Origin of the sequence: Sediminibacterium soli (assembly GCF_009939225.1) — a bacterium.
GTDB classification, from domain to species: Bacteria; Bacteroidota; Bacteroidia; order Chitinophagales; family Chitinophagaceae; genus Sediminibacterium; species Sediminibacterium soli.
Genome location: NZ_JAACJR010000009.1, coordinates 83,752 through 108,574 on the forward strand (window position 1 = coordinate 83,752; position 24,823 = coordinate 108,574).

Below are 24,823 nucleotides of genomic sequence, written 5' to 3' on the forward strand. Positions count from 1 at the left end.
CTCATGCTTACTGCGCCTGCAGCGGCAGAAATATCTGCACCGTACAGCCATTGCCGGGCGAACTGCTGATATCGATCGTACCGTTAAAGGTTTCTACGCGGTTGATCATATTGGACAGGCCGATGCCTTTGCGCCTGGCCGATATATCAAAACCAACACCGTCGTCGGAGATCACGATCTGTATCTCGCGGGGTTTTGCCTCCAGGATGAGGGTAACATGTTTGGCAGAGGCATATTTGAGAATATTGTTTACCTGCACCTGTGCCATCCGGTAAATATTCAGCTTCAGGTCGTCTTCGGGCTGCTGTTCTCCCATATCGTATGCGAGGTCGGCATCGATATGGTTCTCCCGCAGTTCGCTGATAAGCTCGCCCAGCAGTTCTTTCAGGTCAACATCCTTCAGGGGCGTAACATAACGCCTGCTCAGCAGTCTGATCTCTTCTATCGCCTTATCGATCAGCTGCAGCGGGTAACGGATATCTTCGGGAACATCTTTTTTTCCTCTTGTAAGGTATATTTTGGATGCGGTGAGTATCTGGTTGATATTATCATGCATTTCCTTACCAAGACGGTTGCGTTCGTTTTCCTGCGAGACAATGATAGCCCTGGTGATTTTTTTCTGGCTTTCGATGCGTTGTTCGGTCACTTTCAGCTCCATCCGCTTAACGGCTTCCTGGGCTTTCTTCTGCTGGGTGATGTCTCTGATAAAAATCGAAAGACCATCCGGCGAGGGATAGATATGGTTTTCCTGCCAAAGATCCAGGGGTTCAAAATAATCCACGCTGAATACGTATTTCTGCTCCTGCATCGCTTTCTGGAAAGAATAATAGGTTACAGAGCCCACCGCTTCGGGGAATATATCCCATACATTTTTCCCGATCAGGTCGCGCGGATCCCGACGGATCAGTTCACCCGCTTTTTCATTCAGGTAGGTGTAAATAAAATTATGGTCAACCGAAATAAATGCATCCGTGATGCGCTCAACCAGAGTCCGGTATTTTTCTTCGTTGAAACGCAGCAGATTGAGCGCTTCCTCTTTTTCTTTTTCGCGCTGCCTGATGATAATGGCTGTATCTATCGAAGCGGGCAAACGGACAAGCCTGTCTTTCAGAATATAATCATCCGCGCCAAGCCGGATGATCTCGCTGGCAAATTCCTCACCCACGGTACCCGATACCATGATAAAGGGCATATAGGGATACTTTTGCCTGCTGACCACCAGCGCCCCCTTGGCATCGATATCGGGCAGCGAATTATCAGACAGGATGATATCCGGAACCTGCTCTTCCAGTGCGGCAAGAAACCCGGCTTTGTTGGCGGCAAAGCGGATGGTTGCTTCGGGTATTTCCCTGTTCAGCAGTCTTTGTACCAGCTCCGAATCAAAGGGACTGTCTTCCAGCATTAATATGTTTAGTTGCTTCGGCATATCAACGATACTGACTTTCTGTTTGATTAACCAATAACCAGTAAAAACCCAATTCTTTTATCGTGGCGCTGAATTTGTCAAAGCTCACCGGTTTGACGATGTAGCTGTTGGCGCCAAGAGCATATCCCCTGCTTATATCCGGGCTCTCTTTGGAAGAAGTAAGGATGACGATCGGGATTTTCCTGAGCTGGTCATCCATCTTAATCCTTTCCAGCACTTCAAAGCCATTCACTTTGGGCATTTTGATATCGAGCAGGATCAGCTTGGGCAATACCCGTTTTGTTCTTTCAGGCGTTTCCTGCTCGGGAAAGATAAAATTGAGCGCCTCTTCGCCGTCTCGGAGATGCACCAGGTTGTTGATCACACCGTGTTTTTTTATCTCCCGTATTATCAACTCTGCGTCGAAGGCATCGTCCTCGACCAGTAAGACATCCACCGGTTGCTGGGTTATCATATGTTTGTTTTTTCTTCGTTAATGGGTAGACTGAAATAAAATATGGCTCCTGTATGGCCGTCCGACTCCGCCCATACCCTTCCGCCATGTTTGGATACGATCTTTTCCACGATGGCCAGTCCCACGCCTGTTCCCTCAAATTCTTCCTGCGAATGCAGCCGCTGAAACACCTGGAACAGTTTTGACTGGTAAGCCGGGTTAAAGCCAACACCGTTATCCCTGATATAATACACATGTTCAAAACCTGTTGTTGCCCCCCCGATTTCAATTTTCGCATCCGGCCGCCGGGAGGAATACTTAACGGCATTGCCGATAAGGTTCATCCATACCTGTCTGATCATGGTAAGATCGGCTTTTGTCTCAGGCATATCATGGATCTCCCATGCCACTTTGGGATAACCCTGGTGAAAAGCCGTCGCCAGTTCGTTCACCATAGCGGTCATGGATATATTGCTCCTGATGATATTCTGCCGGCTTGTTCTGGTAAATCCCAGCAGGTCATCGATCAGGTTACCCATCCGCTCGGTATTCGTTTTAATGATCCCTGTCAGCCGTCTGGCTTCACCGTCAAGCTGGCCGGTATATTCCGTTTCCAGTATATTGGTGAACCCGATGATGGCCCGTATAGGCGCACGCAGATCGTGCGATACCGAATAGGTGAATGCTTCCAGTTCTGTGTTCGCGGCACGCAACTGCTCTTCCAGTTTTTTCCGGTGCGAATAGTCCATACATACGCTGATATATCCGTCTACTCTTCCCTGCGGATCGCGGGTAACCGTGTTGGATACCGAAAGATACAGCGGCGCGCCGTCCTTACGCAGGTAGGTGATCTCTCCTTTCCAGAAACCGGCTTTGTGCAGTTCTGTCCTGATGTGTTTCCGTTCGTTTTCACCAACCTGCGGCCTGATCAGGTTTACCACCGGTTTACCCATCGCCTCCTTCTCCGTAAAACCAAACAAATCCTCTGCCGCTTTGTTCCAGCTCATGATCTTGAAGAATTCGTTGCTCGAAAAAACAGCTTCGGAAGTATTGTCAATGATCTTTGCCAGCGAAGCTATCCTTGTCTGCGCCTTCTTACGCTCTTCGATATCGCGGATAGAAGCCGATACCCATAAGCCTTCCTCCGTTCTGATAGGCGCCAGGCTGATCTCCACCGGAAACATACTGTTGTTCTTTCGCCTGGCGTTCAATTCCAGCCCGCTACCCATTTCGCGCATAGGCGATTCGTGGATAAAGTCCAGCCGGTGATCTGCATCCCTTACACCAATCCCCTCCGGCATCAGGGTCTCCACCGGTTTCCCAACCAGTTCCTCCCTTTTATAGCCAAACATCTGTTCTGTCTGAAGGTTCACCAACTGTATAATGCCGCGCTCATCGGTAATCACTTTGGCATCGGGAGCCGATTCGAGCAAAGCCTTGAACTTTTCTTCCGATTTTTCCCGGGCCAGGTAATTGTATCGCACTGCCACAAACAAACCGGTCAGCAGTACGCAGGCAAATACGATGAACACAAAAAAAATGCGGTTGGAAGAAACAATGCTTTTCTCGTTGTCCTCCTGTCGCTTCAGCAGCAGATTGTTTTCCACCGCCGCCATCCGTTCACTGATGTCTAACACCTGTTTGGCGCGTTCCCGCCCGAATGGTATTCCTTTTTGCGGGTGCAGCAGGTTCAGCAGGCTGTCAACCCGTTTCTGCTGCAACACATTATCGATCGTGAGCGTTTTAATCTTCTGCAGCTGGCTGAGGGCGGTGCCTGCAGCCGGCGATGCCAGTTGCCCGTGGTCATTGCCTGAAAAAAAATGAGCCGAGTCTTTCAGATCCGTTGCCGAGCCGATAAATTCGGATAAAGCCAGGATCACTTCGCTGGTATGTTTTATCCAGAAAGATTGTTTTATCCGTTCCCGGTTGTTAAAAGAGGTATATACGGCGATAACGATCACCAGCAGCAGCACCGATCCAAAACCCGTGTACAGCCGTCTTTCAAAACGTACCCTGTCGTGCAGCGCAGGCTGCAGGTACCAGGTTGCCATACTCAGTAAAATAAACCCCAGCGAAAGATGCAGCGCCATTTTGAGCATATGCGGTGCATCATTGATAAAATTGACGCCGACAAGCATCAGCGAAGAAATAAATCCGATCAGGGAAAGACAGGTGAACTGGTAAATGGCGGTAGCGCACCGGTTCCAGCAAAACAGGCAGGTTCCGAGAACCACAAACTGTACAGCCGCCAGCAGCGACATCCGCCCACCCGGATGGATCAGCCGCTCAAAAGAAGTATCCGTTACCACCAGCTCATCGATGCCAACATCACTGCCTGAAATATATTCCCATAAGGTAACTGCGCCTATCAGGCACATGAACAGCACCAGCCAGTAAGCGATCAGTCTTCGCCGGCCATTATGCGCGCCGGTGGCCAGCAGCCAGGTGGCGGCCGCGGCAAACAAAAGCCCCAGCGCCGAATTGAATTTCATGCTCACCTGGCCGGGGTATATACGTAGCAGAAAATCAATACGCCATATCCAGCCCGCAATGACAAGCAGGCTTAACGCCAGGGTAACTGCCACTGCTCCCAACGGAAGGCGCTCAGAAAAAAAATATATAGGCTTTTTTGTAAAATTTCTTTCCATATTCTATCATCAATAGATATGGTTAAACCATTACGAATGGACAACCAGCAGTGTTCAGGAATCAAACGGGGGAGATGCTCAGTTGTTTAACCTTTCCTAAAGGAAGATACTGATAAATTAAACAACTGCCAAATCACCGATTTTCAGCCGGGAAACTGTTTTTTCCTTTTGTTTATGCGGTCCGCACCGGGAGAATTTTACTGCAAAAACGGGGGCGACCATCCGGGCTCAGGATCGGGCACCAAAAAAAATACCTGATTTATTGTTTTTGTTTTTAGCGGTAATTTTCATTTCCGTCTGCATGAAAATATTGATCGCTGACGACCACACGGTTTTACGGAAAGGCATCAAAGATGCTGCTGCCGGAAACATTTGCTTTTGCAGTTATCATAGAAGTAAAGATGCCATCGACCTGGTGATTAGAATTCGCGGATTGCGGATTAGCGGATTATGGATTTAGATATTAAAGTTTTTTTTGACACCGAGATGTAGAGTGTCGAAACATACGGCCCCGTCTGTATGCCTCTTAATCAACGAATCCTCCGTCCCCTATTTCGCCAATCCTCCCCTCTCAAAATTTTACATACATCGACAGATTCGCTACCCTTCCGTCCAGCGGCGCCCATATTTCGGGGAAAGATGGGTTGGTGTACGGCGGAAATACAACCTGGTGATGTTTGTTCTGCCGGTAATCAAAAATATTCTCGCAGTTGAGTACAAAAGCCATTTTGCCAACGGCGTACCGGACCATGGCCGCTGTAAAAAGATAGGGTTGGGTGGTACTGCCGTCATCGAGGTACTGTCTGCCTGTATACGAAGATTCTATCCCTGCGCGCAAACGGCTGCTGAACGCATACGCAATAACCGTTGCAAATTTATGCCGCGCAATCAGGGGCAGGTTTGGATTAGCGGGCTGATAGTTGCGGCGGGCATGTGTGTATACATAACCCAGGTACAGCTCCAGCTCATCGTAGGCTGCCTGCACATAGGTCTCGGAACCGGTTGTCTGCAGACTGCCGTTCATGTTAACATACTGCAGCGCAGGCGGTGCAGGCTGCGTAAGCAACAGGGGATGGCTGACGGTATTGTAAAAAAACGCCTGGTTAACCGTGAGCTTCCAGTTGCTTAGCCTGGTATGGTAATTCAGATCGCTGTTTACGCCAAAAGCGCGTTCGGCCTGGGTACCCGGCAGATAACCTGCAAGAAAGCGGTAATCCCTTTCATCGATCTCGCTGTTGAATAAAGTGGGTGTTTTGTACCCCCATCCCCCTCCCACCCGCGCCGTAAGCGCACCGCTGATCCGGTACATTACCGACAGACGGGGCAATACAAAACTGCCGTACCGGTTGTGTACATCGGTGCGCAAACCGCCCTGGACAGTGAGTTTATCGTGCAGTTTCCAGTCGTCCTGTATAAAAAAACCGACTACATTATTCCTTTCGTCGGGCAGCAGACTGCTGTCGGGAAATTGTTTGGTAAAACGGTCTCCGTTGAAATTAACACCGGCCACCCAGCTATGGCGTTCGGTTTTCCGGGAATAGGCTGCTTCGGTGTACCAGGTAAACTGCCGGCCCTTCATACCAAATACATGGGTACTGATGTCGCGGTTAAAAAAACTGCCGCTTCCTTTTACGGTCAGCTGCGCGGAACCGGCCAGGCTTTTTTCCCAGGTAATATCAGCGGTATTACGCCAGCTTCTGTTTCGGATAAAAAACGGATGCTGGTCGTTCGCTTTCCTGTCGATCGCCAGCATATCGCCGCCGTTCCTGTCTTCGAAGCCAAGTGTATAGCCCAGTACAACCGTGGAAGAACGACCGCCATAAAGGAAGATGCGGGGATGAACAAACACATTCTTCACGGATGGCACATCGGAAAATCCGTCTTTGTTCACATCAACCGGATCCTGCAGCGTGCCCCCGGCAAACAGGGTATACCCGGCCCGCTCGTTGCGGCCGGAGAAAAAGAGGTTCGCATTGCTCTCGCGCAGACTGGAGTGGTTGAGTGTAAAACTTTTTTCCGGGTTCCCTGTCTTTGGTTTTTTGGAGATCAGGTTTACCATGCCGGCAATTGCACCGCCGCCGTATAAGGTAGAGCTTGCGCCTTTCACGAGTTCTATCTGCTGCAGATCGAGCGGTGGTATCTGCAGAATGCTGAAGCTGCCGGAGTAACCGCCAAACAACGGCATGCCGTCGCGCAGCAGTTGTGTGTATTTACCGGGAAGTCCCTGTATACGCATATCGGCGTTACCGGTGGCTGCACTGGTTTGCTGTATCTGTATACCGGCAATATCGCCCAGCAAACTGGCAATATTACCCGGTTTGATCCCGTTTTCTTCATGCACCTCTTCCATACCCAGCACTTCCACCCTGGTAGGCAGGTCTTCTATACGCGAATTGGTGCGCGAAGACGAAACGATCACCACGTCTTCCAACTCTTCTTCCACCGGCTCCAGGTTGATGGAAAGAGTGGCAGGACCTGTTATGTCGACAGCGGTATCTTTTTCGGTGTAGCCGGTAAAAGAAAAACGGAGAACCGTTTTCCCGGATACAGGAAGCGAAAAAAATCCGGCCGAATCGGTAAGCAGGGTTTTGTGAGCGGAGCGCACGGAGATGGTAACGCCCTGCAGTGGTTTGCCGTGACCGGTGACCGTGCCCGACAGGGTTTGTGCCAGGCCGAATTTGCAGGTAATACAGTAAACAATGATGATACCTATTTTTTTCATGTTGTAGCGGATTGATACAGCAGATCTTCAGGACGCTGAAAATCATGCAGGTTAGAAATAGAGAGAGAAAGCCCCCAGTTCTTTCAGGCAAATTACCTGCCGGAACGCAGATGCCGGGGCCATGGGGATCAGCGATGCATCATGAAACTGCGGGGGGATGGAATATACCGGGACAAAAATCTGCCGGATACCGGGTAATGTTATGAACCGGGTTGTTGGGTACGGACGGCACCGGGTACCCGATAACCATTTGCGGCGATTCGGGCTGGCACCATACGCCGCCCTGTATCTGTACGATACCGGTGGCGTCTTTTACAGGCTGGTTGGGATGATGACCCGGCTTTTCGTTTGCCTCGCCTGGATCAAACCCGCCCGCGAGCAATTTCTCCCCGATAAACTCAAAGAAATCCATATCCGAGTCCTGGCTCAGGCAATGATTGTACACGGCGCTCAGCGAACCGGTATCATCAAAATTTGCGTAAGGCATCACCAGTGTGGATAATGCAAACAGCAAAAGTGTGAGTGCCAGGGAGATTTTTTTCACAGCGGAAAGATAGTATAATAGCGGGTCAGGCAAACACCACAGATGTGCACATCATACGCCTGGTATTTTTTGTTTTTGTCTGCTGCGTTACGCAGTAAAAAGGACTGCCACTGTCATTTTTTCTTTTGTGAATAGTCAAAATCGCGCTGGGAAAAGGATAATTTGACTGAAACACACACTAAATAAGGATTTCAGCTTGTGATGGAATGATTGATATATCGAAATAAAAAAGCCCACCGTCGCTAAGGCTAAGGTGAGCAAGTCGGGAAGACAGGATTCGAACCTGCGACCCCCTGGTCCCAAACCAGGTGCGCTACCGGCCTGCGCTACTTCCCGTTCCATCCGCCTTCGCTGAAGCTGCGGCGGATGCATATTCCCGGTATCTGGGAGCGGTGAGGGCGGGATTCGAACCCGCGGTACAGTTTAACCCGTACGGCAGTTTAGCAAACTACTGATTTCAGCCACTCATCCACCTCACCGTTCCGCTCTTTTCAGAGAGGGCTGCAAAAATAGGTTGCAGCAGGGTATCTGCCAAAAATGTTTGCATCGTCTGCCTGGAAATTATTTTACCCGGCAAAAAACAAAGAACCCGCCCTGTTTCGGGGGCGGGTTCCTGTTATATGTTCAGCCATGGCCGATTTACATGGCGGCCAGCTGCACTTTCTGTGTTAGCTCCATCACATTCTCGCGGAAGATGGAATCGGTGTCCATCAGGTCTTTTACCGTCTGGCAGGAATGGATCACCGTGGTATGATCCCTGCCGCCAAAATGCTCCCCGATGGTTTTGAGCGAATTCTTGGTAAACGCCTTGGCCAGGTACATCGTGATCTGTCTTGCCTGTACAATCTCTCGTTTTCTTGTCTTCTGCAACAGCTTATCGTAAGACACATCAAAATACTCGCAAACCATTTTCTGTATGGCATCGATGGTGATCTCCTTGCTGCTGGTTTTAACGAAATTGCGAAGCACTTTCTTGGCCAGCTCCACATCGATCTCTTTTTTGTTCAGCGAAGACTGCGCCAGCAGCGAGATCAATGCACCTTCCAGCTCGCGTACATTGGTATTGATGTTATACGCCACATATTTCACCACTTCCCTGGGCATATCCAGACCGTCGTTCTTCATTTTCTTCTCCAGGATCTCGATACGTGTTTCGTAATCGGGTATCTGCAGGTCTGCACTCAGTCCCCAGCGAAAACGGCTCAGCAAACGCTCCTGCATACCATCGAGGTCCTTGGGCGGCTTGTCTGAAGTCAGCACCAGCTGCTTTCCGCTCTGGTGAAGGTGGTTAAAGATCGCAAAAAATGCGTCCTGGCTTTTTTCGGCCCGGCTGAAGAACTGCACGTCGTCGATGATCAGCACATCGATCAGCTGGTAAAAATGAATAAAATCGTTGATCGCGTTGTTCCGGCTGTGATCCTGGAACTGGTTGATGAATTTTTCACTGCTTACATACAATACCACTTTACCGGGATGCAGTCTTTTTACATCGTTACCGATGGCCTGCGCCAGGTGGGTTTTGCCCAGTCCCACACCGCCATAGATCACCAGGGGGTTAAACGAGTTGGCGCCGGGCTTCTCCGCCACGGTTTTGCCGGCACGCCTGGCCACGCGGTTGCAATCGCCTTCTATAAATGAGTCGAACACATACATATGGTTCAACTGGGGATCGATCTGCATTTTTTTCAACCCCGGGATAACAAAAGGATTCTTCACCGGGTTGTCGATCACCAGGGGAAAATTCATCTCATTGTTATTATAGGTCTTCATGCTGCTGGCGGGCACATCCATAGACCCGTTGCGGCCATTGGTGCTGCCGCTGTCAACCATAATACGGTATTCCAGTCTTGCCTCCTTGCCCAGTTCACGCTTCAGCGTTTTGGCAAGCAGTGTTACATAATGCTCTTCGAGGTATTCATAAAAAAACTGGCTGGGAACCTGTATCAGTAAAACATTGCCTTTCAGTTCAACCGGGGTGATGGGCTCAAACCAGGTTTTAAAATGCTGCCACTCTACAATGTCTTTGATGATCTTCAAACAATTGTTCCAGACAGTTTCAGCGCTTTTGGTCATCGTAGGTTAGTGATATTATAATGAGTTGATGTATTCGTACCTGTCTGCTCCCTGTTCTTTGCTTCAAACCTTCAAGTTATTTTATTTTCTCCATTTGTGGAAATGTTGAAAAAAATAAATTGGGGGTGCGAATATGTATACTTTATGTTGAAAAAAAAATTTTTTATTACCTTGTTTTTTTACGTCCGGTGACAGGTAAAATAATTACGGGGTTTTTCCCGTAAACCTTAAAAAATCATTGAAAAACACGCATTTCATTCCTGTCAGAAACCATGGCTCTGAACAAGGATAACAACGGGTTTCTCCTCGGAAAAAAACAAAACCGGTAAAAAGATTGGGGCGATGGTGGAAGGGTATTCGGGTGGTCTCAACCCGTTCGGTGTTTCTGTACGTGCACCGGAATGGTGCTGGTACAATCAGCAGTAACAGCGGAAACCGGCGATACCATCTTTGTAAGGGCTTTGATGCGAAAGATAATACTATTTCAATAAGCTCCCTGTATTTTTTTTAGCCAGCATACGGAATTTGGCATTACTTTGAGCCCAAGCAAAAAACAAGCGATATGTCGTACGAAATAACAGGCAAACTGGTGGCGGTTTTTGACATTGTTCAGCGAACCGAGACGTTTAAAACAAGGGAGTTCGTTATCGAAAAAACCGAAGATATTGGCGGCAGAGTAATTACCAATTATGTAAAGTTTCAATGTGTGCAGGATAAAACCGCTATGCCCGATCGTTACCATATTGGCGATGAAGTGCGTGTGCAGTTCAACATCAAGGGAACGAAATGGACAAAGGATGGCAGGGAGAATTATATCACCAACCTGGATGCCTGGCGTATGGAATCCGTTAAGCTCGGCGGCAGCGATTCTCCTGCGTACAATGATATGCCGCCGCCTGCAGATGTGGTGGATGACCTGCCTTTTTAGATCGCAGGCAGCGATATACACTATATAGTCAGCGCATTCTTAGGATAAATACCTAACTCCATGCAAAAAGAGCTTTCCCTAAAACTCAAACCTGCCGAAGCTGCGGATGACACCGGCATCCGGCAATACCTGTCGCAAACCCTGGGCGCGGATGAAAATGAGCTTACCGGCTTTCACCGCATCAGGCAGTCGATCGATGCCAGGGGCCGGCAGGTATGGATCAACCTTACCGTAAAAGCTTTTATCCGGGAGCCTTTTCAACCCAGACAGACACTACCCGTTCAGTTCAGGGATGTATCGCAGGCGCCGCATTCGGTGCTGGTGGTTGGCGCGGGCCCGGCGGGACTGTTTGCTGCACTCAGGCTGATCGAAGCGGGTATCAGACCCATTGTTATCGAGCGGGGAAAGGATGTAAAAGCCAGACGACGCGACCTGGCGGCCATGAACAAACAGGGTATCGTCAACCCGGAAAGCAATTACTGTTTTGGCGAGGGCGGCGCCGGCACCTACAGCGATGGCAAGCTGTATACCCGCAGCAGCAAACGCGGCGATATTCACCGCATACTTACGATCCTGCACCAGTTTGGCGCAGATGAGCGCATCCTGTACGAAGCGCATCCGCATATCGGCACCAATAAACTGCCGCATATCATCACGGCCATGCGTGAGCAGATCATCGGTGCGGGCGGACAGGCACTCTTCGAAAAAAAGCTGACGGATATTGTTATACACAATGGAATGGTTCAGTCGGTACACACCGCCGACGGCGATACACTGCACGCCGATGAACTGATACTGGCAACCGGCCATTCGGCGCGGGATATATTCGAGCTGTTTCACAGGAAAGACCTGCTGGTTGAGCCAAAACCCTTTGCGCTGGGCGTACGCATCGAGCATCCGCAGTCGCTGATCGATGCGATCCAGTACCACCAGGCGGTGCGGGACCAGTACCTGCCCCCGGCTTCTTACAGCCTGGTGGAGCAGGTACAGGAAAAAGGCGTGTTCAGTTTTTGCATGTGCCCCGGCGGCATCATTGCACCCGCCTCTACCGCTCCCGGCGAAATCGTGGTGAATGGCTGGAGTCCCAGCAAACGCAACAACCCCTATGCCAACAGCGGCATGGTGGTGCAGGTTAGCCTGGCTGATGCCATCGGTTATCTCTCCAAACACACCGATAAAAAGCAGGCGGTGATGTATGCGGAAGGCAGGCATCCGCTGACACTGCTGCATTTTCAGCAGGCGATCGAGAGAGCGGCCTTTGCAGCAGGGGGTGGCGGTTTACAGGCGCCTGCCGCCAGAATGGTTGATTTTACAGAACAAAAAGTTTCTTCGCAGCTACCCGGCTGCAGTTACCTGCCCGGTATTGTGTCTGCCGACCTGAAGACCGTGCTGCCGGCATTTGTTGCCCGGAGCCTGCAAAAGGGCTTTGTGGCTTTTGATAAAAAAATGCACGGTTACCTAACCAATGAAGCGGTGGTGGTTGCCACGGAAAGCCGTACTTCTTCGCCGGTGCGCATACCCAGGAACCCCGAGCTGCTCTGTCACCCGCAGGTGAGCAACCTGTATCCCTGCGGCGAAGGCGCTGGTTATGCCGGCGGAATTGTGAGCGCGGCGATGGATGGGGAGCGGGTGGCAAACCTGATCATACAAAAAAAGGAGAGGTAATCCTCTCCTTCCCCCCAAGTACAATTCTTCCTTTCTGCTAGCAGAAAAAAAACGGAAAAACTGTTGTAAAGAGAAGGAACAGCAGCAGCATTTCCCCCCGGTCATGGCTGCTATCCTTATCCAGCACGGTAGCGCTGTCTCTTTAACAGGGTAAAAGTATCGACCCCGTATTTTCCGGCATACGGGAAAAACCCCGTTTTTTTGTGGTTAAAGCACTACTATGCCGTTGCGGATGGCATACAGGGCAATGCCGATGCGTGATCTTACATTGAGTTTGGTAAAAACGGCATCGCGGTAGCCGTCGATGGTGCGCGGGCTCATACCCATTTCCCTGGCGATCTCGCGATAGGTTCTTTCGGTGCAGGCCCAGCGTATAAAAGCGATCTCCCGGGAAGAAAGTGTGGTTTCGGGCAGGTCGTTGTTCAGTTCTTTTCTGCGAAGCTGGTGGGTGATCAGGTTGTTGAAATGAAATCCCTGCTGGTAAACGCTTTTGATGGCGGTGCGGAGTTCTGGGGCTTCGCTGTCTTTCAGCACATATCCCTTTGCCCCGTTCTTGAGCATGCGGATAACCATATGATCGGTGTTGATCATACTGAGCACCACCACTTTTATTTCGGGATAATGTTCTTTCAGCCATTGGGCGGTGGCCACTCCGTCCATAACCGGCATGGTGATATCCATCAGAACGATATCGGGCAGCTCTTCGGCGTTAACCAGCTGTTCAATAAACTCCTGTCCGTTACTCGCATCCATGATCACCCGCTGGTCATCGAACATATGGATCAGTACGGCCAGGCTTTTCCGGAGTATCACATGGTCATCTACGATAGCGATTTTAATCATGTTAGTCTGGCTTGCAGATCAAATGTACGGCAGTGCCCTTGTTTTCTTCACTTTCAATAACCAGGCTTGCCTCTATCATGGCCGCCCGCTGCCGCATGCTGCTCAGACCGATACCCGGTGTAAAATGACGGCTTTGGACGGCGAAGCCTTTGCCGTTATCAGATTTACAAGAGTACATATTAAGCACTTTTAACAATTTTATGACTATATCTAATCAACTCATAGGAGATACCTCCATAAAGCACTATGGATAAATATCTGGCGATGATATTGTACAGTAGAGTATCGCCAACATAAATCGGGTCAGCAATAAAAAAAATTGCGTAAGCGATACTAAGTCCAGAAAAAAAGAAACTGATTGAAAAAGCGAAATAAAGGCCGTTTACTACATTAACATTGTCATTACTTACGAAATAGAAATACAAATAACTCAAACAAATCCCCGTAATTATAAATCCAGATATTTGAAACGCCAAAAAATAGGCATCGTGAGACTGTATAAAAATCGCCGCTAAGTAGCCGACAATTCCAATAGGTGACGCTATAAAAACCAGTTTTTTAAACAACTTGTTATTGCAAAACTTAAGGAAAATAGAAGCGTAAAAAAAAGACTCTACAATTCCAATAATGCAGTAAACGATATAGTTCTGCATATTCGATTCATCTAAATATTTTGCAACCAGCTCTGCAAAAAAAATAAACGCCAAAAATATCACCCAAGACCCCAAAAAAAAGTCGGCCTTCTTCCAATAGCAATAAATGGCTATAGAAAGTGCGATAAACTCTAAAATATTATGTAAATACATTTTTTTATATTCAATATTATCATCTCAAAAAATTTCAGTGACCAAATTCCCGTTAAATACCTTGTCGTGGAGAACAAACTAAATTTACAGTGGTACCATTATTTTCTTCACTTTCAATGATAAGGATCGCTTGTATCATAGCCGCTCTATTACGCATGCTACTGAGGCCTATACCAGGAACAAAGTGTTTATCCTCTATCGCGAAGCCTTTGCCGTTATCCTTTACAAGGATATGTATCTTATCTTCCTTAGCCAGCAGCTTCACAGTAATATGATCTGCCGCGGCATGTTTTACGACATTATTAAAGATTTCTTGCATCATTCGATACAAGAAAATCGTCTTACTCCTATCAATTACAACGTGATCAATTTCAGAATAAAAATTTATAGTATATAAGCCTGTTTTCTCTAGATGCGTAAGCTGGTTTCGAATAGCTGTTTGCAGGCCCATATCCGCAAGTTTCTCGCCATAGTACCCATTGCTTAAATTACGTAGTTCTGTGATCGCGTTGTTCACCTGCTCCTTAATCTCCATTAATTGCGGAGAAACCGATTGGCTTGCAGTGAGGATATTAAGATGCAATTTAACCAGACTAAGTATCTGGCCCACATTGTCATGGATTTCCTGACTGATGTTTTGAAATGTATGTTCCTGCATTTCGAGTTGAGTATGAAGCAATTCCTGTTTAAACTCTGACTCACGATTCTGCTTTTCTATTAGAAATTTCCGCTTTCGTTTGATATTATTAGATACCACCAAAAAAGTGAAAAAAACGAAAATAAGCACGAATGAGGTGCAGGAAAGAATGAGCAATATCACTGACGTTTTATCCATTTCTGTCCTATTTTACTTTTTTGTTACGCCGAGCAAAATATTCATTTAGCTTATTCACACCAACCGTTTTTTCACCCTCCCCTTGTAGTATTTCTACGTACCCCTTGTTTTCCCGGCCAGCCGCTTAGACTATTTTCTGGTATTTATACAGGGCGACTGTAATATTTCCTCTTTTCCGGCTACTAACCCCCAAAACCAAACATTCCCGAAACAGCTTACATTTGACCATAACCTATCCCTATGCCTACCATCCTTGAACTGCAGAACCTGAAGAAATACTATGCCACCCAGAAAGCGGTGGACGATATCAGCTTCTCCATAGAAAAAGGCAGCATATTCGGCCTCCTGGGACCGAACGGCGCCGGTAAGACCACCCTGCTGCGCATGATCACCGGTATTTTTTACCCCGACAGCGGGCATATCCGGCTTGATGGCAAAATATTTGATCCGCTGAATGATATCGCCAAGATCGGTTATATGCCGGAAGAACGCGGCCTCTACAAGAAAATGAAGATCGGCGAGCAGGCCCTGTACCTGGCACAGCTCAAAGGACTGACCAAGGAAAACGCCATGGAAAAAATCCGTTTCTGGTTCAAACGGCTCGAAATGGAAACCTGGTGGAACAAAAAAGTGGAAGACCTCAGCAAAGGCATGAGCCAGAAACTCCAGTTCGTAACAACAGTTTTGCACGAACCCAAACTTATCATACTCGACGAACCCTTCAGCGGGCTGGACCCGCTCAACGCCAATCTTATCAAGGACGAGATATACGGTCTGGCACAGCGCGGCTGTACGGTTATCTTCAGCACACACCGCATGGAACAGGTGGAGGAGATCTGCGATCATATCGTACTCGTGAACATGGGCAAAAAGATCCTCGACGGATCGGTTCACCAGGTTAAACAGCAGTTCAAGGAAAATAAATTCAGCATCAGCTTACACGAAGTTCCCGCCTCTGCCGAAGACGCTTCTTTTGAAGTGATCGACCAGAAAGCAAATGCGCTGGTGGTTAAGATCAAAGACGGATACCGCAGCAACGATGTACTGCAGTATTTCATCAACCAGCAGCATACCATCGAGAGCTTTCACGAAATACTTCCGAGCCTGAACGATATTTTCATCGGACTGGTGGAAGACACCCATGCCAAAACCCGCGCCTTCCAGGCTGTTTAACCTTCACCCACTCAACCACTGTTTATGAATAAGATATCGCTGATCATACAACGAGAATATTTTTCGAGGGTCAAAAACAAGACCTTTATCCTGACCACTATTTTCACACCCCTGTTATTCGTGGGCATATTTGCCGTATCCATCCTGCTCACCAACCAGGGAAAAAGCAAACACAAAGTGGCGGTGGTAGACGCCAACGGCTTCTTTAAAGGAAACCTGAAAAATTCAACCGATGTACACTTTGAATTTCCCGAAGGCGTGGATACCAGCAATTTTGTTGCAAAAGGATTTACCGATATCCTGATCATTCCGAAATTCGAGGGCGACAAGAAAACCCAATATCTGATCCGTTCTCAAAAGAACCTGGGCTTTTCTGTGCAGGAGGTTATTGAACGAAAGATCAACGCGGCCATCGAAGACCAGAAACTGCAGGAAAACGGTATCACCCGCGCGCAACTGGACTCCATACACAGCCAGTCGCAGTTTGCTGAAATGAAAACCGAAGAACTGGGCTCCAGCGGCGTAAAAGAGAGCAATGCGGGTCTTGCCATAGCCATCGCATACGGCTGTGGTATCCTTATCTATATTACCATGCTGGTATACGGCATGATGGTACTGAGGGGCGTAATGGAAGAAAAGACAAACCGCATTGCCGAAGTGATCATCAGCAGCGTAAAACCTTTTCAGCTGATGCTGGGCAAGATCATCGGCATAGGCGCAGTGGGCATTACGCAGTTCTTTATCTGGATCGTACTGATCATCGGTCTTACCACGGCTGCACAGTCTTTTATTTCTGCCGAAACCATGGAGCAGGTGCGTACACTGCAGCAGAATGGCGGCGCAATGCCTGCCGGCGGCGCTGTTCAGGCCAGCGAGGCGGCAATCAAAATGTATACCTTCCAGCATACCATCGGCACAGCCAACTGGCCGCTGATCATAGGATGCTTTATTTACTTCTTCATCGGCGGTTACCTGTTCTATGCTTCGCTATTTGCAGCAGTGGGCAGTGTTACCGAAGACGTGCAGGGATCGCAAAGCCTTACCGTTCCGATCACCATACCCATTATCTTCTCCTTTATCATTATGACCAGCGTGATACAGGCGCCCGACAGCCCGCTGGCAGTATGGTCGAGCATCATTCCGTTCAGCTCTCCCATTGTTATGATGGCGCGGATTGCCTTTGGCGTACCCGGAACGGTACCTTACTGGCAGCTGGCGGCAAGTGTACTCACGCTGGCAGGATCCTTTCTTTTTACCACCTGGCTGGCCGGAAAAATCTACCGCACAGGCATACTGCTCTACGGAAAAAAAGTTACCTGGAAAGAAATGCTGAAATGGGGTTTCAGAAAAAGCTGACCGAAATACGGTTTACAAAATAACGGGAGATACAGGATGGAATGCACCATCGTATCTCCCGTTATTTTATAAACCGCTTTCACTACTGCGCCAAAGACACCCGTATGTTGATACCCGCCCTTGTGGTGGTGATCGGCGCCGAGGTTGAGATATAAGGTATCACCCTTCTCTGATCGAAGAACAGTTTTATATTGATGCGGCTGTTGAGCACATAGTCGATCGAAGGCAGGATCGATATTTCTTTCTGACCGCCGGTGCCATAGGCATTGCTCTGGTCCAGCCGGCTGTTGCTGTTCGATACATCGCGCATAGACAGATCCAGCCGGAGGTTCAGATCGTTATCAAGTTTATTGGCTTTCATTCCGGGCAACCTGAACGGCAAAACAAATCCCTTCTTTCGCCAGTTCAGCCCGAATGTCCATTCGGTGCTGCGACTCTCGCTCAGCTGGTAATCCACCAGGCTCAGGGTAAGCAGCCGGCTCTTCCGATACTCGAATTTTACATTGAACTGGCTGATCGTTGTGATATCGATACCGATCAGCGGTTCAAAACTTTCCTTCATGGCGATATTCGGCACAAGGAAATAGGGAATATAGTTACCGCTCACCGTATCGATAAATCCCGGGGCGCTCAGCCGCAGCGGGTCCTGGTAAAAAAGAGCGCTGTTAAAACTGTTCATGCTCAGGTTTCCGTTATACCCGTGCGTCAGCGTGATGTTGCTGAATTTTGCCGCCACATCCGGTATCTGTGTCAGTCCGGTATACGTCAGCTTCCAGTTGGGTCTGGGCAAAGTGCCGCTGAAGGGGTTGGAACCTATTTTGGTGTTCGACTGGTTCAGCAGCGGTACATTGTTTGCATCCTTTCCCGTATAGGCCGCAAGGAAAGCGGGGATCAATACATCCTGTGCATACCGCCCATACCCTCTTGCGAAGCCGTCTGCGGTGAATTTCTGTCCGGGCGCCAACGCCTGCCAGTAAGGGTTCTGTTCCGCCACCCTGCGCGAAATGATCTGCCGGTTATTCTCGAATGTTTTGAAAGTGGTGGATATCTCGTTGGGATTGTATTTTCCAAAAAGCGTGTTGAACGAAACATAGGATATGCTGAACCCGCCGGTTGCCAGCGGATTCAGGTGACTGAATCCAGTTCTGCCCGTTGTATCCTTATAGAGTTCGGAATAATCCTTGGTGAAGGTTTTCTCGAGGTTGAGATCGATACGGAATTCCCGGAACGGTTCCAGCTGTGCGGTTACATTCAGCCGCTGTTCATAGCTCTGGCGGAAAAGGAAATTGAAACTGCTGTCGCGGCTCAGCACACCCTGCGCGGCTTTCTTTTCGAGCCATGCGGCATCGGGCTGTTTTCCGAATACATAATCCAGTCCGGGCTGCATGCTGTTCCAGTCCTGGCCTATATACCGTGTGCTATCCATAAAACCCGGAACCCGGCTCCGGTAATTTTCGGCATAATCGATCGTAATCGCTTTGATCATGGTGAGCAGTCTTCCCCCGGCTCTTGCCAGACCGCTCATAGCGGACGGCTGGCCCGCATTCTGCAAACGCATGGCGATATACGCATCTCTTTTCTGCTGCCGCCATTTTGTTAACGCTTCCCTGCGTTGTCTGCCCCTTAGTCCTTTGATCACTTCCGATCTTTCTGGAATAGGATTACCCAATGCATTCAAATTTGTTTTTGCCTGACCGGGGGTTGTATTCTGGGGCAAACGCACCAGCACATTATCAAGCGAACGCAGCCATTTCGATTTTCCGTACAGGCTCATAAAATTGAGCTGTGCGTTGAAATGGTTCTCCTGTACGTTTTCAATCGTATTGCCCAGGTTCAGTGCCAGCCTGCTGGCGCCGATCCAGTTATAACCCGCGCCGTAACTATAACTGGCCTGTATCCAGTCTGTGACCGGCAGTTTGGCCAGCGGCAAGGCATAGATCAGGGTTGCTTTCTGCTGGTATAATGTGTTACGTCCGCCGGAAAAGAGATTTCTGCGCACCGTATCCTTTTTCGCCTTTGAATCTATCCTTCCGTACGGCTCGTCAACGCGGGCATTGTTCACGGCATTGAAGTCGAGGTTGAGCGAGCGGGTAAGACCCCAGCGAAGATTGTAATAACGATCGAAGGTGAAATATTTATCGTACGTGGTATCCACCCGTTCTACCTTGCTGTCATAGGTATTTACGATACGCGGTATAAACTCGCCGAACTGCCGGTTGATATCCGCCCTGAAACTGATAAAAGACGGCTTGGGATTGATATTGAAATCCCTGATCAGCGATAACCAGGGTGTACTGCTGCGGATCAGTTTTTTGAAGGGTTCAATAAAAGTCGACTGGCCGTTGTAGGTATATCCCACACTGCCTCTCTGTCTTGTCACTTTGTTCTGCTGGATCACCGGGCTCGACTGTTCCAGTTCCGAATAGGCATAACTGAAATCGAGGTTGCCGGGGTTCAGCAGACCGGGCTTGCCTGTGTTTACAAAACGCACATTGGTGAAGTTGATCGTTTTGATCGTTGTCTGGTCAACCGCCGCCTTGCGTATCGAATCCTGTTTCTCTTTCGGACTGCTGTTGAGTTTGTCTTTGTACCTGACGTCTTTGTCGTACGGGTCGTACTCCGGCGTCAATATCGTTTTATTGATACTGGCAAACATCGGGATCGACAGTTTGGCTTCTTTGGGCAGCAATTTACCGGCATCTATGGTTGCCGCCGCATCAAACTGCATCAGGTTTTCCCGCGCGCGTTCGTTTACGCGCTGTTCTATGGTACCAAATCCCTGTGTGTGCATATTGGCCGATACAGAAATGGAACCCAGGTCGGCAAGCGTAAGGTCAACCCTTCCCGAAGCAGCCCATCCGCCGCGTTCATCGAGTTCGGACAAACGGAGCTCATTTACCCAAACCTCCGCTGTTACCGGCGGCTTATCTATCTTATAGGTGTTTTCGACAGCCACCAATATACCCCGCACTTCTCCCAGGTTGGGATTACCCATTACGGAGAAAGTCTTGTTGCCAATGGCCTCGCGGTAAATGCTGGTGACGGAATAACTGAGTTTGTTCCTTCTTATTTTCAGATCGATCAGATCGCGCAGGTTGAAATCGAGGTTATTGGCGGTTGGCCACACTTTTTCTTCCTGTCCTCTTGTATACACACCCGCCGCGGTTACCGTAAGCGGTATCTTGATTTCATAATAGTTGTTCAGGAAGTCCTGCCCTATCCTTACCAATGCGTACAGCTCGTTGTTCTGCACCGGGCGCTGTCCGGGGATCGATTCGGCATGCAGGTACATCGACAGTTTACCGTATTGTCTGATATCGAGGTTCAGTGTTTTGAATACGCCGCGCGCATCGCCGTTGAGCAGGCTGGTTACTTTAAGGCTCATCGCCTGCTCGTTCTGCTGCAGGTTCACGCCGTTATTGCTCAGCAGCTGCACGCGCTCCACGCCGGGAGGCATCAGGTAATTCACCGGTTGGCGGCTGCTGTTCTCCTCCAGGTTTACAGCCAGGGTATTGAAGGTGGTGCCGGAAGCATTGTTGATCGGTGTGTACGAACCGGTGGTATCGATATTGTAGGTGAACTGGCGCCACTGGTTACGCACAAGATCGAGCTTTGCCAGACGCAGCACGATGGAATCTTCGAAATCGGTCATGTACATACGCACAAAACGTATGGACTTAAAATCCGGAATACTGCCCACTTTTCTCGAATAACCGCGTATGGGTATGCGGAACAGGTACCAGTTTTCCGAGCGTCTGATGCCATCGGCAGAATTTACCGTTACCACCCGTTTGTCGGTGATATAAGGTGTATTGCCCACATCCATACCCGGACGCAGCTGCACCTGGTACTCATAATAAGCTTCTGTTTCGTTAAGCGTATTATCGCGGTTCAGGTCTTCGTTATCGGGATACAGGGTTGCCGCCGCAGTAAACTGGCTGCTGCCGCTTGCGATGGGCGAATTGCCCTGCGGGTTATTGATGTTCTTGTAACGGCCGAGTATACCCGTTCCCGCTGCATCGAAAGATCCATCGCGGTACCAGCGATAGTTATCGCTGGATGGATCCTGCACCGCCTGCTGGTAGGCCTGTGAAGCCTGACCGAAATTATTCTGCAATCTCTGCAGCACGGCAGATCTTTTACGACGTTCGGCAGCATCATCCAGTCCGTCCAGTCCCACATCCTGGTAGGGTCTGTCTGCCGGATCGTTACTGAATGCCTGTGTGATCTGAATAGGGTTCACCGGTGTTTTGCCCCAGGTATTGCTGCTGTCAACCGCCGCAGGAATATTCGGCGTGTTCATACCGTTCTCATAAAAACGTTTGCCGTCTTTGAGAATGTCTTCGCTGATATTACCCAGGTTGAAATACAGGGTACCGCCCCTGCTGGAGGGATTGCCGATAAACGGATCCTGCGCCCAGAATTCGATGTACTCGATGTTGTTTGTTTCCAGATCGGTCTGGTCTATCGAGCGCATCATACCACCCCAGCGTGCGGAAGGTCTTGACAAACGGCCGCTGCCGTTGATCTCTGTATTGCGGGTTTCAAAATTGTAAGGCCCTTTTTCCGTGGGATAAAAAGCAATATCGAATGTTGCGGCCTGTACGTCTGTGATATTGGTGGTGCGCTGCGGAAAAAGTTCCTGTGTGAACACCTGCCGCACACGCGGATCGCTCAATTCGGCCAGATTTCTGCGCAGCGGGTTGTTCTGGCTGTTTTTGTCCTGCAGGTTCGGTTCAATATTGTACCAGGCGATCTTTGCGCGGTTCTTATTGTAATCGATCGAATCTGTGAGTGTTGCCTCCGGAAATTTTGCAACCCCCTGCGGCGTTGACGCCAGCGCCCAGGCAACAAACGGAAACCGCAGATCGATATTGCTGCGCGCTCCCTCAAAATCATCGATAAAAATGAGTCCGTTACCACCCGAGCCGATCTGCTTGGGATGGCCCGGCTGCAATACCGCACCTTCGCCATAAGCGCTGATAAACGATTTTGCCTTTGTGGAATAGAAAGGAAGCTTATCCAGCATACGCGTAAGACCCGGCAGTTCGGAATTGTAACTGAAATCAAGCCCGTACATCGTATTCTTGATCGGGTCTTCACCATAACTCATCTTGGTGAAGAAAGGACGCTCACTGAGTTTGGCATAGGTGGCACCCCAGGTCATTTTTTTGCTTGCGAGATAATCCAGCCGCAGTCCTGTAAATCCTCTCTGCTGTATGCCAAATCCTGCATTGTTCTCGAACGAAACGTTTACCGGTATATTGGAACTGAGGATACCCTGGTTGATGATCTTTACACTTCCCAGGTTGTAATCCACAATGTAATCGCCTCCTTCTTTCAGCATTTGTCCGCCTGCCGTAACGATCACCGAACCCTGGGGTATATTGAAGGTATTGAGCATGATCTCCGATCCGCCGGCGCTTCCTTTTACCTGGCCCTGCATCACAAATCGGTTCACGTTGGCATAGGTCTGCGCAATCGCCTTGATCGAATCATACAACTGGTAATAAACATATTTGCGTTTGGTTGCCGCGGGCATGCCTGAAAACGCAAGCGTATCCAGATCGCGGCCAAAAGGCTCCAGCACGGGAAATATCACCCTGCCCATCTGGGGTAATATGGTAAATCCTTCTACATAATCAAACACACCGTCGGGCTGCGGATCGTTGCGGTTATTGAGCCTGTCGAGGTTGAGTATGCGCAGCAACGGACGGCCGTCAACAGACTGTGAACTCTCCGGCAGGTATCTTTTCAGTCCGCCGCTGGGTTCTTCGTACAGCACATTCAGTTTAAAATCCTCGCGCTGTATACCGCCGAACAGGTCCAGTGAATACACGTTCTTCATCATCCATCCCCATATCGGCAGGTCTACGCGTTGAGAGGTGGCTTTCAGCAATTTCAGGAACAGCACTTTCTGCACGCCCTGTGTTGAATCGAGGGCCACATCCTGCGAAAACTCACCTACCTGAAACACCCTGCCGTTATAGGTATACTGGTAAGCCACGGCAAGCACTTCATCCGACTGCAGCGGAACGTTCACCGAAATAAAACCTGCCTGCGGGTTAAAATAATAATCCGTTGGCAGCAGTTTGCGCGCAAATGTTTTTTCGTAGTCCTCCACCGGCCGCAGACCTTTTGACAGCAGCAGGCTGTTGATCACTGAGGGATTTCTTGCAGAAGGATTGGAAGCCAGCGACTGGTACAGATCGTTGGCGCCGTTTGCGGGTAAGGGATTATTGGTCTGAGAGCGCACATTGGGATTATAGGGCTGCGCCTCGCCGAGGTCCATCATACCCACGATATCCCTTGCATCCGTAGTGGCGCCGGTACGGTTGGTTACCCATACTTCCACACGCTGCACCTGTACCTGCGAGTTTACCACGGGCAGGTTAGACATGGTTTTGTTGAAGGTGTTACGGAAGTACTGGCCAAGCAAAAAATGCCTGTTCTCCTCGTAGTCGTCCAGTTTTTTTGAAAAATTCTGGATGCCCGCGCCGCCCTGCAGTTTAACGGACTGGCGGGTGGATTTCTGGTTGGCAAGTGCAGCGGTTACAAACAGTTTTCCGAACTGCAGCTGTGTTTTGATACCAAAGAGATTCTGTGCACTCGGTATCAGTGTACTCCTTGACTGAAAAGAAATATTACCTGCTTCCAGGCTTTTCAATATTTCGTCGTCCATTCCTTTATAATCCAGCTTCAGCTGGTTATCGAAACCGAGATTGGATATGGTGTTATAGTTGATGGGGAATTTCAATTTGTCGCCGATGTTCGCGTTCACATTCAGCTTGGCGTTCATATCGAAATCAAAACCGCCATTCTTGCGCGCGCGTTCGGGCAGGGTGGGGTTTTTGATATTCTGTCCCTGGTATCCCGCCATCACGTTCACTTCGCCGCTGGGGCGGATATCCACTTTCAGCCCGTTGCCCGATGTGCCGAAGATGCGGTCGAACAAACGGTCGTATACCCGTGTATGCGGTCTGGGCGATTTTAAATTGAGCTTGGTGAGTGCTTCGGCACGGCGTTTGAAGTAATCCGATTCTGCCTGCTGCGAGCGCAGCCGCCAGAATTCATCAAAACCGAGGGAGGTGGGAACACGGTAGTATTTACCGCCGATCCTTTCGATGATATAGTATTGCCGGGTTTTGGGATCATATTCCACTGCGCGTCTGATCAATCCGGTATCGCGTATATCGAAGGGGTTTCGGCTTTGGTTGGACATAGGATCGCCTCTCCTGTCGCTGATGGGAAAGCGGGTAGTGTCTTTTTGCTGGGCAATAGCCTGCACCCCCGAAAGGATCAGGATGGCAGCAGTGATTACATAACTAAGAGACTTCAAACAATACAGCTTGGTTAAGTAACAATGGGTCG

General features: G+C 49.2%; 15 protein-coding genes and 2 tRNA genes. 4 read left to right on the forward strand and 13 right to left on the reverse strand.

Annotated features, from left to right (window positions below; genetic code table 11):
* Positions 1-7: 7 nt before the first annotated feature.
* The 8 genes from GWC94_RS15060 to dnaA form a co-directional block, all read right to left on the reverse strand.
* On the reverse strand, positions 8-1,426 hold the full coding sequence (locus GWC94_RS15060) for a hybrid sensor histidine kinase/response regulator (RefSeq protein WP_161835913.1): 1,419 nt from the start codon (positions 1,424-1,426) through the stop codon (positions 8-10).
* Position 1,427: 1 nt separating this feature from the next.
* The gene (locus GWC94_RS15065) at positions 1,428-1,880 is read right to left on the reverse strand and encodes a response regulator (RefSeq protein ID WP_161835914.1); all 453 of its coding nucleotides are present in this window, start codon (positions 1,878-1,880) and stop codon (positions 1,428-1,430) included.
* Positions 1,877-4,444: a PAS domain S-box protein gene (locus tag GWC94_RS17030; RefSeq protein ID WP_161835915.1), complete on the reverse strand. Its 2,568-nt coding sequence runs from the start codon at positions 4,442-4,444 to the stop codon at positions 1,877-1,879. The genes GWC94_RS15065 and GWC94_RS17030 overlap by 4 nt, the downstream gene beginning before the upstream one ends.
* Before the next feature lie 634 nt (positions 4,445-5,078).
* The gene (locus GWC94_RS15075; protein ID WP_161835916.1) at positions 5,079-7,229 is read right to left on the reverse strand and encodes a TonB-dependent receptor; all 2,151 of its coding nucleotides are present in this window, start codon (positions 7,227-7,229) and stop codon (positions 5,079-5,081) included.
* 139 nt (positions 7,230-7,368) lie between these two features.
* Positions 7,369-7,773 (reverse strand): hypothetical protein, encoded by a 405-nt coding sequence (locus GWC94_RS15080; protein ID WP_161835918.1) that lies wholly within the window; start codon positions 7,771-7,773, stop codon positions 7,369-7,371.
* A 262-nt stretch (positions 7,774-8,035) separates the two neighbouring features.
* A tRNA-Pro gene (locus GWC94_RS15085) sits at positions 8,036-8,109 on the reverse strand.
* 54 nt (positions 8,110-8,163) lie between these two features.
* Positions 8,164-8,252: transfer RNA gene (locus GWC94_RS15090), tRNA-Ser, on the reverse strand.
* 160 nt (positions 8,253-8,412) lie between these two features.
* Positions 8,413-9,846, reverse strand: coding sequence for a chromosomal replication initiator protein DnaA (gene dnaA, locus GWC94_RS15095; RefSeq protein ID WP_161835920.1), 1,434 nt, complete (start codon positions 9,844-9,846; stop codon positions 8,413-8,415).
* A 562-nt stretch (positions 9,847-10,408) separates the two neighbouring features.
* Here dnaA and GWC94_RS15100 point away from each other — a divergent pair.
* Both GWC94_RS15100 and GWC94_RS15105 read left to right on the forward strand, forming a co-directional pair.
* Positions 10,409-10,774 (forward strand): DUF3127 domain-containing protein, encoded by a 366-nt coding sequence (locus GWC94_RS15100; RefSeq protein ID WP_161835922.1) that lies wholly within the window; start codon positions 10,409-10,411, stop codon positions 10,772-10,774.
* 60 nt (positions 10,775-10,834) lie between these two features.
* Positions 10,835-12,439, forward strand: coding sequence for an NAD(P)/FAD-dependent oxidoreductase (locus GWC94_RS15105; protein ID WP_161835924.1), 1,605 nt, complete (start codon positions 10,835-10,837; stop codon positions 12,437-12,439).
* 207 nt (positions 12,440-12,646) lie between these two features.
* On the opposite strand, the gene GWC94_RS15110 is transcribed toward GWC94_RS15105, so the two are convergent.
* From GWC94_RS15110 to GWC94_RS15125, 4 genes are read right to left on the reverse strand one after another with little or no spacing between them, the layout of a single operon-like run.
* A complete protein-coding gene (locus GWC94_RS15110; RefSeq protein ID WP_161835926.1) occupies positions 12,647-13,282 on the reverse strand; it encodes a response regulator transcription factor in 636 nt (211 codons plus the stop codon).
* A 1-nt stretch (position 13,283) separates the two neighbouring features.
* On the reverse strand, positions 13,284-13,460 hold the full coding sequence (locus GWC94_RS15115) for an ATP-binding protein (protein WP_161835928.1): 177 nt from the start codon (positions 13,458-13,460) through the stop codon (positions 13,284-13,286).
* A 1-nt stretch (position 13,461) separates the two neighbouring features.
* Positions 13,462-14,088 carry a hypothetical protein gene (locus GWC94_RS15120; RefSeq protein WP_161835930.1) on the reverse strand — a complete coding sequence of 209 codons (627 nt, stop codon included), beginning with the start codon at positions 14,086-14,088 and terminating at the stop codon, positions 13,462-13,464.
* A 52-nt stretch (positions 14,089-14,140) separates the two neighbouring features.
* Entirely contained in the window at positions 14,141-14,923 is a 783-nt protein-coding gene (locus tag GWC94_RS15125; protein WP_161835932.1) for a sensor histidine kinase, read from the reverse strand.
* 240 nt (positions 14,924-15,163) lie between these two features.
* On the opposite strand from GWC94_RS15125, the gene GWC94_RS15130 reads away from it, so the two are divergent.
* Together GWC94_RS15130 and GWC94_RS15135 are read left to right on the forward strand one after the other, a co-directional pair.
* Positions 15,164-16,096 carry an ABC transporter ATP-binding protein gene (locus tag GWC94_RS15130; RefSeq protein ID WP_161835934.1) on the forward strand — a complete coding sequence of 311 codons (933 nt, stop codon included), beginning with the start codon at positions 15,164-15,166 and terminating at the stop codon, positions 16,094-16,096.
* Between the two features lie 24 nt (positions 16,097-16,120).
* The gene (locus GWC94_RS15135) at positions 16,121-17,452 is read left to right on the forward strand and encodes an ABC transporter permease (RefSeq protein ID WP_161835936.1); all 1,332 of its coding nucleotides are present in this window, start codon (positions 16,121-16,123) and stop codon (positions 17,450-17,452) included.
* An 82-nt stretch (positions 17,453-17,534) separates the two neighbouring features.
* Here GWC94_RS15135 and sov read toward each other — a convergent pair whose 3' ends face one another.
* The gene (sov, locus tag GWC94_RS15140) at positions 17,535-24,791 is read right to left on the reverse strand and encodes a T9SS outer membrane translocon Sov/SprA (RefSeq protein WP_161835938.1); all 7,257 of its coding nucleotides are present in this window, start codon (positions 24,789-24,791) and stop codon (positions 17,535-17,537) included.
* Positions 24,792-24,823 lie beyond the last annotated feature (32 nt).

What these genes read in the sequence shown, in the direction of transcription:
- GWC94_RS15060 (WP_161835913.1), bottom strand. Translation starts at nt 1,426, where the DNA reads ATGCCGAAGCAACTAAACATATTAATGCTGGAAGACAGTCCCTTTGAT.
- GWC94_RS15065 (WP_161835914.1), bottom strand. Translation starts at nt 1,880, where the DNA reads ATGATAACCCAGCAACCGGTGGATGTCTTACTGGTCGAGGACGATGCC.
- GWC94_RS15075 (WP_161835916.1), bottom strand. Translation starts at nt 7,229, where the DNA reads ATGAAAAAAATAGGTATCATCATTGTTTACTGTATTACCTGCAAATTC.
- dnaA (WP_161835920.1), bottom strand. Translation starts at nt 9,846, where the DNA reads ATGACCAAAAGCGCTGAAACTGTCTGGAACAATTGTTTGAAGATCATC.
- GWC94_RS15100 (WP_161835922.1), top strand. Translation starts at nt 10,409, where the DNA reads ATGTCGTACGAAATAACAGGCAAACTGGTGGCGGTTTTTGACATTGTT.
- GWC94_RS15105 (WP_161835924.1), top strand. Translation starts at nt 10,835, where the DNA reads ATGCAAAAAGAGCTTTCCCTAAAACTCAAACCTGCCGAAGCTGCGGAT.
- GWC94_RS15110 (WP_161835926.1), bottom strand. Translation starts at nt 13,282, where the DNA reads ATGATTAAAATCGCTATCGTAGATGACCATGTGATACTCCGGAAAAGC.
- GWC94_RS15115 (WP_161835928.1), bottom strand. Translation starts at nt 13,460, where the DNA reads ATGTACTCTTGTAAATCTGATAACGGCAAAGGCTTCGCCGTCCAAAGC.
- GWC94_RS15120 (WP_161835930.1), bottom strand. Translation starts at nt 14,088, where the DNA reads ATGTATTTACATAATATTTTAGAGTTTATCGCACTTTCTATAGCCATT.
- GWC94_RS15125 (WP_161835932.1), bottom strand. Translation starts at nt 14,923, where the DNA reads ATGGATAAAACGTCAGTGATATTGCTCATTCTTTCCTGCACCTCATTC.
- GWC94_RS15130 (WP_161835934.1), top strand. Translation starts at nt 15,164, where the DNA reads ATGCCTACCATCCTTGAACTGCAGAACCTGAAGAAATACTATGCCACC.
- GWC94_RS15135 (WP_161835936.1), top strand. Translation starts at nt 16,121, where the DNA reads ATGAATAAGATATCGCTGATCATACAACGAGAATATTTTTCGAGGGTC.